The sequence below is a fragment of the Ammoniphilus soli genome, from assembly GCF_040813775.1.
Genome location: NZ_JBEGDL010000070.1, coordinates 1 through 11,727 on the forward strand (window position 1 = coordinate 1; position 11,727 = coordinate 11,727).

Annotated in this window: 12 protein-coding genes; all 12 read right to left on the reverse strand. The window is 42.7% G+C overall.

Going from position 1 to position 11,727, the window contains the following annotated elements; all coding sequences use genetic code 11:
* Window positions 1-82 precede the first annotated feature (82 nt).
* Window positions 83-1,063 carry a zinc-dependent alcohol dehydrogenase gene (locus tag ABLT31_RS37450; RefSeq protein WP_367760816.1) on the reverse strand — a complete coding sequence of 327 codons (981 nt, stop codon included), beginning with the start codon at window positions 1,061-1,063 and terminating at the stop codon, window positions 83-85.
* 502 nt (window positions 1,064-1,565) lie between these two features.
* On the reverse strand, window positions 1,566-2,606 hold the full coding sequence (locus tag ABLT31_RS37455; protein ID WP_367760817.1) for a Gfo/Idh/MocA family protein: 1,041 nt from the start codon (window positions 2,604-2,606) through the stop codon (window positions 1,566-1,568).
* Between the two features lie 156 nt (window positions 2,607-2,762).
* On the reverse strand, window positions 2,763-4,115 hold the full coding sequence (locus ABLT31_RS37460; protein WP_367760818.1) for a hypothetical protein: 1,353 nt from the start codon (window positions 4,113-4,115) through the stop codon (window positions 2,763-2,765).
* 32 nt (window positions 4,116-4,147) lie between these two features.
* On the reverse strand, window positions 4,148-4,312 hold the full coding sequence (locus ABLT31_RS37465) for a Spo0E family sporulation regulatory protein-aspartic acid phosphatase (RefSeq protein ID WP_367760819.1): 165 nt from the start codon (window positions 4,310-4,312) through the stop codon (window positions 4,148-4,150).
* A gap of 118 nt (window positions 4,313-4,430) precedes the next feature.
* Entirely contained in the window at window positions 4,431-5,075 is a 645-nt protein-coding gene (locus ABLT31_RS37470; RefSeq protein ID WP_367760825.1) for a LysR family transcriptional regulator substrate-binding protein, read from the reverse strand.
* A 200-nt stretch (window positions 5,076-5,275) separates the two neighbouring features.
* The gene (locus tag ABLT31_RS37475) at window positions 5,276-6,805 is read right to left on the reverse strand and encodes a tripartite tricarboxylate transporter permease (RefSeq protein WP_367760820.1); all 1,530 of its coding nucleotides are present in this window, start codon (window positions 6,803-6,805) and stop codon (window positions 5,276-5,278) included.
* Window positions 6,806-6,822: 17 nt separating this feature from the next.
* The gene (locus tag ABLT31_RS37480) at window positions 6,823-7,332 is read right to left on the reverse strand and encodes a tripartite tricarboxylate transporter TctB family protein (RefSeq protein ID WP_367760821.1); all 510 of its coding nucleotides are present in this window, start codon (window positions 7,330-7,332) and stop codon (window positions 6,823-6,825) included.
* An 8-nt stretch (window positions 7,333-7,340) separates the two neighbouring features.
* Complete coding sequence (locus ABLT31_RS37485; RefSeq protein ID WP_367760822.1) at window positions 7,341-8,399, reverse strand: Bug family tripartite tricarboxylate transporter substrate binding protein; 1,059 nt, start codon at window positions 8,397-8,399, stop codon at window positions 7,341-7,343.
* A gap of 249 nt (window positions 8,400-8,648) precedes the next feature.
* Window positions 8,649-9,086, reverse strand: coding sequence for a type II 3-dehydroquinate dehydratase (aroQ, locus tag ABLT31_RS37490; protein WP_367760823.1), 438 nt, complete (start codon window positions 9,084-9,086; stop codon window positions 8,649-8,651).
* Between the two features lie 66 nt (window positions 9,087-9,152).
* Complete coding sequence (locus ABLT31_RS37495) at window positions 9,153-9,986, reverse strand: sugar phosphate isomerase/epimerase family protein (protein ID WP_367760826.1); 834 nt, start codon at window positions 9,984-9,986, stop codon at window positions 9,153-9,155.
* A gap of 190 nt (window positions 9,987-10,176) precedes the next feature.
* Window positions 10,177-11,052, reverse strand: a complete 876-nt coding sequence (locus ABLT31_RS37500) for a shikimate dehydrogenase (RefSeq protein WP_367760824.1) — start codon at window positions 11,050-11,052, stop codon at window positions 10,177-10,179.
* 109 nt (window positions 11,053-11,161) lie between these two features.
* Window positions 11,162-11,727 (reverse strand): aldehyde dehydrogenase family protein (locus ABLT31_RS37505; RefSeq protein WP_462976592.1); only part of this gene is annotated, 566 nt, incomplete at its 5' end.

The window sequence follows — 11,727 nt, forward strand, 5'->3', positions numbered from 1 at the left end:
CAAAGAGATGTTCCACTCCACGATCTTCTAAATATCTAACGAGTTGATGAGAAATTAGTTCTTTCATGAACGCATAGCCTCCTTAAAATTTAAATAGGACTTTTCCGAAATCTCCGGATAAAGCGGTATCATACGCCTCTTGATATGATGTAAGGGGCATGATTTTGGAAACAATCGGATCGACGTTGAAATCAGGGCTTCTTAAATATTCAACGGTTTGTAAATAATCCGTTGGGAAATTGTAGATAATAGATCCAAAGATCGAAATCTCATTGCGGACGATGTGCATCGCAGACAAATTCACTTCTGGCGCTAATCCAATGAGAACCACGGCGCCGCCTGGGCGAGTAAGCTGAACAGCTTGCTCTACAGAGGCTTTCGTACCTGCCGCTTCAATGACCACATCAAAGGTTTCACCTTCTACATCTTGCGGGAAAGCTACTCGAATATCTCCAAGGGATTTTGTCAACTCAAGCTTCTTCGGATTAATATCGAGCGCTGTAACTTGAGCCCCCAAGTGATAAGCAAGCGCTGCAGCCAGCATCCCTTCATTCCCGCTGCCGACAATCGCTACCGTCGTGCCTTTGGTAATGTTCACCTTCTTCAGCGCATGAACCACTACAGCAAACGGTTCGATCAGGACTGCTTTTTTATCGCTGAGATCCTCCGGAATCGGCAGTACAAACTTTGAAGAAATGATAAACTCTTCTGAGAATCCCCCATCTTGATTCACGCCTAATGATTTCTTCTGCGGACAGATATTCGTCTTGCCTGCTTGGCAGTAGTCGCACTCCCCACAGAAGGTGTTTGGCAGAATCACCACACGGGTACCCAGTCCATACTGAGCGTTCTCCCCTGCTTCGATCACGGTACCAAGCAATTCATGACCTGGTCGAAGCGGATACGTCGCATGCTTCAGCTTACCTCGATACACGCCTAGATCCGAACCACAGATACCAGCGTAGATAAGCTTAATTTTCACTTCATCCCCTTGCGGTTGCGGAAGAGGATCTACACTCCTCAATTCCAATTCATTTGGATTTTTCAAATGCAGCTCTAACACCTTTATACCACCGCCTTATCCCCAGCTTTTGACTTGTTTCATTTGATGTCTCTATTTACTAGATCGATCTAGTAACAGCTTATCAACTAGTAAATTTTCCTCTATGATAATGCGGTTATTAGATCGATCTACCATAAGAGAAAAAAATATTTATTTAACTCGTTTAGGTTTTAGTTAATTGTTTTTAGATCGATCTAGTAACAATATATACTGATTTGCAAACGATGTCAATCATCATTTTATAAGATTCTATCAATTTCGCTATCTCTGTCGCTAAAGGGGCTGTTAAAGCAACTTTTGGACAGATTTGAAAGGGAAAGCTGAATTGGCGTTTATCCAACTATTTCGCTTTTATCTTGTTTGTTTTTGGATTTAGGTGGCATTTTTCCACCTATTCAACCATGGAGGAAATGAAATGTATTTCCTCCCGCCAGATCACCAAGCAACCTGAGAAAAATAAGACTGTCCCCAAATGGTGGGACAGCCTCACTCATCTCACAAACTATGAACTGATCGATATCTTCTGCCCCATATCTGCTGATCTCCAAATTGCGTTTATCACTTTTAAGGTCTGAAGTCCTTCTTCTCCCGTGACAAGCGGATCCGCATCGCCTCTTAATACCTCTATAAAGTTCAACAGCTCTGCGGTCATCGGATCGTTTTCTTCCACTTCCATTTTTTCTACTCTCAATGGGTGTTCCCATCCGTATCTTTCTTCTTCATAGGTATAAACCGTAAAGCTTGGGAAAGAAATGCTTCCCTTCGTTCCGAAAAAGGTGTAGCAATTCTCATCATATCGGACATATTTCGGATTTTCTCTTAGGTTAAACTCATAGGACCAAGGGGAAGGAACTCCATCCGATACAAAATAATTGATCGTTGGTCCTTCGCTTGTTTCCAAAATAATAGAAGCGGAATCTTCCACCATATTTTTCCGGATGATATTGCGTGCAGAAGCATAAACACTTTCAATATTTAAACCTGTTACAAATCTAAGATTATCAATATCGTGAATCCCATTAATCAGGAGGGGGCCGCCTCCCTTAGAGATTCTCCATTTTTCATTGAAATACGAATGATCTTTGGCCAGGACCCACAACATATTAACTCCCACAAGATCTCCGATGATCCCTGATGAAAGCACTTCTTTCAACTTTTGTAAGCGACTGGAATAACGGCGGTGATGCCCAACCATCAGCTTGACATTCTTCTGGGCGCACACTTGAACCATGGCTTCTCCATCTTCAACGGTATCAGCAATGGGTTTTTCAACCAGTACATGAACTCCTTTATTGGCGCATATCACTACCGCTTCTCTATGTAATCGGTTGGGAAGAGTCACGATGACTCCATCTAATTCACACTCGTGGATAAGACTCTTGTAATCTTTATAGATGGGCACATTCAATTCCTTCGCTCTTTGAACGGATAATTCATTTTCGCCAGCCACGGCCACAAGCTCAACCCCTGGTATTTCTAAGGCATCCATAGCAAATTTATACCCATGATTTAATCCCAATACAGCAATTTTGACCTTTTTCATTAGGAACACCCCTTTTTGGATTATTGATAGATTGATAGCCCTTTTCATCAGCCCAAAAAAGGAGGAACTTCGTGCCTCCAGTAGAGTTGTGCGGGTGTCTTCAACACTCCATCTCGTGCTTAATTCAGTAATTAAGCACGATAGCAATGCAAAATCTTAGGCTATTAAGTGGATGGCGTAAGCCACGCTAATACTAAAGATCATATAACCTAACGCAAATTTAATATTCCATTGCGTGATCCGATAAGGGTTTACCTTCATCTCACTCGAAAGGATAGAAACCGAAATATTGTAAGGACTATACATTCCCGATGCCAGACTACAGCAGACTAATACGAGAGCTGTGGGAAGGGCAGCTAATTGGCCGAACACCGGATTCAGCATTTCAATGATCAGGGCTAGCGAAATAAGCGGATGAAACCCACCCAGAGAACATATGACAAAATACACCCCGATAAAGAGATAAAATACTAGCACTTGATCTGTAAATTGCGAAAGGAAAGTTTGAACTTCCAAAACCGCTTGCGTCTCGGTTACCATCTCAACAAACAATCCTGCACTTAAAAACATAAAAAAGAAGTTAGACATGTTGCCTGTCCGTTGCCGCCAATGCGGTAGGGTAATGGCAAGATACTGTTTTCCTTTTTTCAGAATCAATGCCACGACTAACGAAAAAGGTACAATAACCAAGACGACTGAAAAAAGATAGCCGTATTCAATCCAATGGTCAACTAAAGAAACAACAAAGGTGAACATCAGCAGCATTACCATAAGCTGCAGGATTTTTTTCCTTATCCGGTTCATGTTCGCATGACCTGATTCTCTTTGGAGAACAGGCAAGCTACTGCTCTTATCCTTTGTAAAAAGGATCCAATCTAACAAAATAAAGAAGATAGCCAGCAATAGCGTTATAGGAAAAATATGATAGTATTTCACTTTCGTGGCATCTATGGACATACTAAGCAGGACTTCCAAAGGACTCCAAGTTAAACACAGCGCATAGGCCCGCAATAAACTGCGAGTGTAAAACCGATTCCTGATCCCTTCCTGCAAAGAAGTTAACGAAAAGGATAAGGACTTCACAAGCAGAGGTGCGGTTGCTACATTGAGGAAAATCCCCAGGATATGAGAAACTAGAGAACTTCTCCTATATAGTTGGGACAACTGGGTCGTTTTTATATTAAGCAGCTGATTCAGTTGGGTGTCAAAGTGTCCAATGCGAATGAGAGTATTGATAAATGGCAGCATAAAAAAGAAGGAAAGTAAACCCATCATGCTTTCAAAATGAAGAAAGAACGTATGCCATGGTGAATCAAAATAAAAAAATAAAGCACAACCTGACAGGAGAAAAAAAAGACCTGCCATAAAGTAGAGCCCTGAAGCTTGCCTGAAAGATATGACGACGGCTATGACAGCGAGTACTCCAACAATATAGGAAAGTATGGATGCAGGAAATAACCTGTTTACGATATAGGTTAAGACCAGTGATGTGTAAACCCAGACAAACATAAGAGGTCTCCTTAGAATTAACGTACGTGTTATTATCTTAAACAAAGCTTTTGAAGCTTTACGATCTTCTCATCCAATTCTCGGCTAATCTTAACAGCTTCTGAATGACAAGCCTCTCGATTGCCCGTTAAGTCATCCTTTATTTTCCGAAATTCCTCTATATTCCGACTTAAGTCAAGCGCATATTTAAGCAGCATGTTCCCTACCCCTTATCCAATTAACGATTTATTCTGGATTCTAGTATAGCTTGATCCTTCACATTTAAAAATTGAATAAAACTCATAGAATCTATGAGTTTTAGTAATAATGTACATATTACCCCATACCTCCTTGCAAAACATGCCTGACAAATAGTTTGACTGGTTGGGAGAGCGGGAATTGATTAGGTACAGCTAAAGCGGTAATGCGCTGTATTCTGGTCTTTAAAGGCAAACAAATGGTATGAGGAATAGCTGAAGCAGCAGCCACTTTTCTCGCCATAATCGTTACTCCTAAACGCTCTCCGACGAGTCCAAGAATCATGTCAGCTTGGCCGCATTCATAAATGACGTTTGGTGTAAACCCGGCATCAAGACAAGCATCCATGGCCATCCTATTCATGCTGGAGCTAGAATCTGCAAAGATGAACTTCTCATGAGCCGCATCCGATAGGTTTATCAAGCTCTTTTTGGCTAAAGGATGCAATTCATCAACAACTAAAACAAGCTCATCTTCTATGACGGGATGAAAGACGATCGTTTTTTCATGAATTTCTTTAGAGGGGACAACGAAAGCCACATCCATATCCGAGGAATGGAGACGATCCATGAGCTCAAGCGTTTTTCCTTCCTTAATCTCCACATGAATCCCAGGGTATATTCTGTGGAACTGCGCAATACATGGGACTAGCCCTAGACGCCCTAATATGGGAATGGTCCCCACTCTGACATAACCTTTTAAAAAAGACGCTTGTCTTCTCATCACCGATTGCAATTCTTCAAACTCAGATACGACCCTCCGAGCATGTTTGATAAACTCCTCACCGACAGGTGTGATGCTTACACTGCGAGTAGAACGATCAAATAGCTGGATTCCGCCACTCGTTAAAGAGTGTCTTTTTTAAAGAAAATAAACCTCAAGAAAAAAGAAGGCAGCAAAATATATTGCGCCTTCTTTAGAAACTATCCCGCCTTTTTCTCATTCACGGCTTTTTTTGATAGAGACCCAAATACCTTTTCTTTCATATTATTATAAAATCTCGTTTGGGATAGGATCGTAATGACAACGATGAATGTCAAAACAAAGCTGATCGGATGGGCTACCAAACTGGCCAAGAATCCTAGTACACTTCCTTCTTCGGTTATAATCGCTCTGCGCAAATAAGAATCCATGAGCGGTCCCAGAATAATCCCTAGCACCATTGGCCCAGTAGGAAACTTATATAACTTCATAAAATAACCTAACACCCCAAAGGCAATCATCCAGTATACATCCACTACACTATTATTAATCCCGTACGAACCGATCACGGTAAAGAAAATAATAATCGGCATGAGGATGTGTTTGGGAATCAATATGACTTTGGCAAAAAACGAAATAGCAGATAATCCCCAAATTAAAATGAAAACAAGGGAAAGCATAGCAGCCCCTACAATGATCCAGAATAATTCCGGCGATTCGATCATCAGCATGGGACCCGGCTTCAAGCCGTGAATGGTCATGGCTCCAATGAGTACCGCGGTAACCGCATCTCCAGGGATCCCTAAGGTCAGCATTGGAATCATCGCGCCCCCATTCGTGGACATTACCGCCACTTCAGGTGCAACTAGGCCTTCGTAAGCTCCTTTCCCGAAAGGACGGGTCGGGTTTTTCACTGTTTTTTTGGCATGATCATAAGCAACTAAGGTAGAAATTTCCCCACCTGCTCCTGGCAGAGCTCCAACAATGACCCCGATCAGAGACGTACGAATCGTTAATGGCAGAAACTTGATCAAATACATTAAAGGAGGAAGGACTTTGCCGATCACGACATCCACTTTTGTTTTTCCTAAGTTATGCAATTGCAGTAAAACTTCGGATAAGCCAAACAGACCTAACATACAAGCAATATAATTAATCCCGCTTTTTAGTTCCAGATTACCGAATGTAAATCGTTCGACCCCTGTGAGAGTGTCCATTCCTACCAATCCAAGAGTAATCCCTAGACCGGCTACAAAGATCGCTTTCGGTAACGAATCGCCGCCTAAACCTCCGACGAGCAAAAGACCGAGAAGCATGATCAGAAAATAGTCGCGAGCCGCAAAGCCAAGAGCAAACTCCCCTAAATAAGGCGCAGCCAAAGATAGCACTAAAAGTCCAATCAATCCGCCGATAGCCGCATAAAGGGTAGCAATTCCAATAGCCACCCCGGCTTCCCCTCGTTTGGTCAGCGGATAGCCATCAAAAGTGGCAGCCAGGGATGAGGCAGAACCGGGAATATTCACTAAAATGGCCGAGCGCGCCCCACCGTAAACCCCTCCATAAAACACGGCAATCATCGTAACGAGGGCTGGAATCGTTTCCCAAGTATAGGTTAATGAAACGAGCAGGGTTACTGCCATCGTGACAGACAGGCCAGGCAAGAGCCCTTTGATTACACCAAACAGGGTACCCACAGCAATCAGCAGCAACAGTTTGATGTCCAGTAAAGGAACTAAGATTTGATCTATCATTTCATCCTCTCCTAACCTTAAGGGAACACAATATGGAATACATAAACAAAAATATAGTAAAAGGCCACCGATGTAATCCCTGATACGAGAAAACTTCGAAACTTTCTTTCTTTACTCAGTAAAAGCATAGATCCTAGGAGAAACAAGAAGGAAACCAGCATAAAATTAAGATAATTCATTAAGATCGCGAACAAGACAACTAAAACTGTAAATAAAATTAAGCGCACATTGATTTCTCTCGGGGTTATGATTTCGGCCTCATAAAGATCTTCTTCCTCGTCTTCATCCTCTTTTTTCTTTTTACCCGATTCATGCTGTTGGGCCTTTTGATGAAGAGAAGAGGAAGGCTGACTTCCTCTTCTGAATATCAATAAGGAGCATAGGAACATTACTACGCCAACAACGGCAGGAAAAAAAGAAGGCGATGAAGGGTCAAATATACTCGAGTCTTCGATATTATAGGACATTGCGAAAACCGCAAGACTTACCACAATCATTAAGGGTGGAATATATTTACCCGCTGTCATCTAATCACCTATTCTTTCTTTGGGATATTCAATTCTGCCGGGCTCACTTTGGCCGCTCCAGCATCCTGTAACAACCAAGTTGTGATGGATTGCCAATCCTTCCAATACTGCTCGGCTTCAGCACCAGACAATCCTACCGAAATAGCACCCCTCTGCTTTAAGAATTCCTGGAATTCAGGTTCTTGTTGAGCTTTAGCAAAGGCATCTTCCAATACTTTTTTCACATTGTCAGGCGTGTCCTTTTTCACCCAAACCCCATAGAAAGGACCCCATGGCAAATACGGTTTCATTTCTGGAAGGATTTCCGATACCGCTGGAACATCTTTTACTTCCTCAATTCTTTCATCATTGATGACGGTGAGTATGCGCAGCTTTCCAGCTTTCGCATTTTCTACAGCTGCCGGAAGAGCGATCACACTTGCATCAAGGTGTCCTCCAAGCACAGCGGTTAAAGCCGGGCCATCTCCATCAAAGGGAACCATATTGTATTCGGTTTTTGTAACTGTCCCTAGCATCGTCGTTACTACAAAAGGCAGGCCTCCTGGACCTGTAGAGCCCATCTTCACTTTACCGGGATTTGCCGTTGCATCCTTGATCAAGTCATCCAGTGTTTGATATTTGGAATCGGCTGGAACAACAACCGTCGCTACCCCTCTGGCAAAAATACTCACGGGATAAAAATCTTGAAACCCTACATCGGAAATTTTCAATACCCCATAAAGAGCAGGATTTTCAGCGGCGAACAGCAAATTGGATCCGTCTGCTTTTTTATCATTGACATAAGAAACAGCAATAGCACCTGTTGCTCCTGGTTTATTGGTTAATACGATAGATTCGCCTAGGTGCTTTTCAACCAAAGGTCCAATCGCACGGGCCATGGTATCTAAGCCACCCCCTGCTCCCCATTGGATGACGCCGGTTACAGAACCATTGGGATAAGTTCCTTGTTCCTGTGAAGCACCCGGGGCTGGTTCTGCTGTAGAAGACCCACTTTGAGAACTACATCCAACCATCATGATCATACTGGAAGCGATTACGGAAAAGATTGTTTTACGAAACTTTTTCATGTTTTCTTTTTCCCCCTATTTTTGTTTACAAAACAACGAATTATCAATATATTTTCTTTAAAAAAATATTCGCTTGAAATAATGCAAACAATTTTACTTATATATAATATAATTATAGCTTCAAAAATCAATCATTATCTTTCAGAATCAACCGTATTAACCTTATATTCGATCAATATACACCAAAATTAATCAAGCTATCTTAGATGGAAATAAGAGGTTTCTCTTATCTCCATCATTTTTTTGACACTACTCGATAGCGGCAACAGCTGCTCTCAGTCCGAGAAGGTAGCTGTCAACTCCAAAGCCAGCGATCTGACCTTTGGCAATTTCAGCGAAAACGGAATGATGTCTAAACTCTTCACGAGCATGAATATTGGACATATGGATTTCGATAATCGGCACTTCCAAGATGGCAAGGGCATCACGCAGGCCGTAGCTGTAATGGGTCCAGGCACCGGCATTAATGATGACCGCATCCTTTTGTTCGAAATAGGCCTGATGAACTCTTTCGCACATCTCGCCTTCATGGTTTGTCTGAAAGCTCTCCATTTCCACACCAAGCTCGCTGGCTAGCTCATGGAGTCGTTCATCGATTTGCTCGAGTGTGATCGTGCCATATTGTTTAGGATCTCTTTTGCCAAACATATTGTGATTAATTCCGTGAAGCATTAGAATCTTTCTCATACCGTCTCCCCCTAAACCTTTATATCAATATCATTTTTCCAGTTCTAATGAGGTGCTTCGCTTCCACTAGGAGACTTGACGCTTGCTTGACCGAACATCAAAATAATTTTTTGCGGATTGCAAGCAACGCTTCGCAAACTCTTCATACCCCAACTCTTTCAACCGTTTAAGATTAGGCAGCTCAATTGAACAAGGGATCTCTGGGATTCGATTCACGATGGCCCCTACATCGATCCCACCCTCTTCTCCTACGTATAAGCGTTCTTCTCTAAGGATACGGGTCATTTCTTCTTTCGAATTGGGGATTTGCTCAGGCGCATCGCAAAGATGAAGGAAACGGAACCATTCACGGGGAACCTTATCTAAATCTTCAACCTTGTCCAGCGAGCGATGAAAGTGATGAACATCGATCATAAGACCTGCATTATCGCGTTTTACCGTATTGAGAACATCGAGTGCTCCCGCAAGATTATTGACAGCGGCAATAGGAACGAATTCGAGTTCTACTGTCAATCCCAATGGTTTTGCCAGATCACAAAGTTCTGCAAACCGCTCCATATAACAACTGCGGTCTTCCGTCCAGATGCTGCTAAGCACATGACGTCCTCCAAGCTCAGCGGCAACTTCCATAGCGGGTACATAGCTTTTTGGATCGATCTGATCAGAGATGCGAGCGAGTTCAATATCGAGAAGCTTTACGCCTGTCTCTGTAAGCGCTGTTTTCGTTTTCCGAAGCAAATCTTTGTTTTCAGCTAACGCGAAGTTAGGCTCTCCAGGCAAGCCCATATAAATAGGACGCAAGCTGACGAAATCATAGCCGGTCCGCGCTGCAATGTAGGTTTGCTCATCGGGTGAACAGCCAAGAACGGTTAGGTTGGCTAGAGAATATTTCTTTGTCATCATTTGTAGTCCTCCATTCATTTTTCTCTTATCATCAGTATATCTTGCTTTTTTTGATTAATAAAATGAATAAAACTCATCGAATTGATGAGTTTTTGTAATACATAAATCCGTATGCTTTGAAAAGATCGCAGGAAAAATCTTCTTTCTTACGATCTTAGCCTCAACTTTACTTATTGTTGTCCGTCGATTAAAACAACTGCTCCTTCACATACTCAACAGGCATCTCTTGCCCCGTCCACATTTCAAATGCTTGAGCACCCTGCCAAAGCATCATTCCTAATCCATTTATCGCATGACAACCGACGGATTCTGCTTGTTCTAGCAATTTTGTTTTTCCTGGATTATAGATTACGTCAGATACAATTAGATCAGGGCGTAACCAAGAACTTTCAAGAATGAGACTTTGCCCTTCTGGCTTCATCCCAACACTGGTAGCGTTAGTCAACAGATCACTACTTGATATTTCTGCTTTAAGTTTCTCTGAATCTTCCAGGCTGTATACAGTCACCTTACAGGCTCTATCCTTGATTTGCTCGTTAATTATCTCTGCATTTCTTATCGCTCTAGGAAAGAACTCATCGTCACGATTGAAGATAGAAATCTCAGCTATCCCGTCTAATGCTGCTTGAATGGCAACCGCAGTGCCTGCACCTCCAGCACCCAGCAATGTCATTTTCTTGCCCGCATAAATAATTCCCGCTTCCTTCAAACTGCGCATATAGCCAATGCCATCCGTATTATGACCAATTAGTTTACCATTTTCATTTACGACAGTGTTAACAGCTCCAATAAACTGGGCAGCAGGAGTTAACTCATCCAGAAGAGGTAAAATTCTCATTTTATTAGGCATAGAAACGTTAAATCCACGCAAGTTTAGCGCTCGTATTCCAGTTATGACATCCGCCAATTGATCAGGTTCGACATCGAATGCCATATAGGCATAGTTAAGACCCAGCTTTCGGAAAGCCATATTATGCATCGTTGGCGATAAGCTTTGACTGACCGGTGATGCGATGAGTCCTATTAATTGCGTCTTACCATTAATCCGTCCAAAATTCGTCATGATTCTCCTCCATCCTCACTGCAATATAACTTTTTTAACAGTATCGATACTAAAAATGAGATGAAAAGTTAGCCTTTTCATCTCATTTACTACTAGCGAATTAACTCTATTACTTTTCCAATTCAGCTTCGTAAAACTCTCCAAATAGCTCCTCATCAGAAGGTCGGTCTTCCGGAATCGGACGGGAAACCCAAGTCGTATTCATGTAATGCTTCAAGTGTACGTTTTCGGACGTAATGTTTCCTCCCCACGTCCCGCAACCCATGCTGGAGGTCATCGGCATCCCATTGTTGAACGCACCTGCGTTTGCCTTGGACTGAGGCTGGCGGACCATAATGCGGCTTACCGGTGCAGCCAGGCCTAGACGGTGAATGTGCTCGTCGTTGAAGGAATAGATCCCTACAGAGTGGCCCTTACCGCCGACTTCATAAATCGCGCGCATCATGTCAAGAGCGTTTTCGAACTCTCCTTCGTATTTATACACGGCTAGTAGAGTCGTTAACTTCTCACCAGAGAATGGATGCTGTTTTCCGATTTGATCGCCGCGAACGATGATGAACTTGCGATCCGCAGGAATCGTAAAGCCAGCTGATTCTGCCAATTTTTGCGGAGCAATCGCAACGGTTGTAGGAAGACGATGTCCTTCCGCATCCCACATCACGGCACGGAGTTTCG

Coding starts and splice junctions, on each gene's coding strand:
- ABLT31_RS37485 (WP_367760822.1), bottom strand. CDS start 8,399: ATGAAAAAGTTTCGTAAAACAATCTTTTCCGTAATCGCTTCCAGTATG.
- ABLT31_RS37455 (WP_367760817.1), bottom strand. CDS start 2,606: ATGAAAAAGGTCAAAATTGCTGTATTGGGATTAAATCATGGGTATAAA.
- ABLT31_RS37470 (WP_367760825.1), bottom strand. CDS start 5,075: ATGAGAAGACAAGCGTCTTTTTTAAAAGGTTATGTCAGAGTGGGGACC.
- ABLT31_RS37495 (WP_367760826.1), bottom strand. CDS start 9,986: ATGACAAAGAAATATTCTCTAGCCAACCTAACCGTTCTTGGCTGTTCA.
- ABLT31_RS37460 (WP_367760818.1), bottom strand. CDS start 4,115: ATGTTTGTCTGGGTTTACACATCACTGGTCTTAACCTATATCGTAAAC.
- aroQ (WP_367760823.1), bottom strand. CDS start 9,086: ATGAGAAAGATTCTAATGCTTCACGGAATTAATCACAATATGTTTGGC.
- ABLT31_RS37500 (WP_367760824.1), bottom strand. CDS start 11,052: ATGACGAATTTTGGACGGATTAATGGTAAGACGCAATTAATAGGACTC.
- ABLT31_RS37475 (WP_367760820.1), bottom strand. CDS start 6,805: ATGATAGATCAAATCTTAGTTCCTTTACTGGACATCAAACTGTTGCTG.
- ABLT31_RS37465 (WP_367760819.1), bottom strand. CDS start 4,312: ATGCTGCTTAAATATGCGCTTGACTTAAGTCGGAATATAGAGGAATTT.
- ABLT31_RS37480 (WP_367760821.1), bottom strand. CDS start 7,332: ATGACAGCGGGTAAATATATTCCACCCTTAATGATTGTGGTAAGTCTT.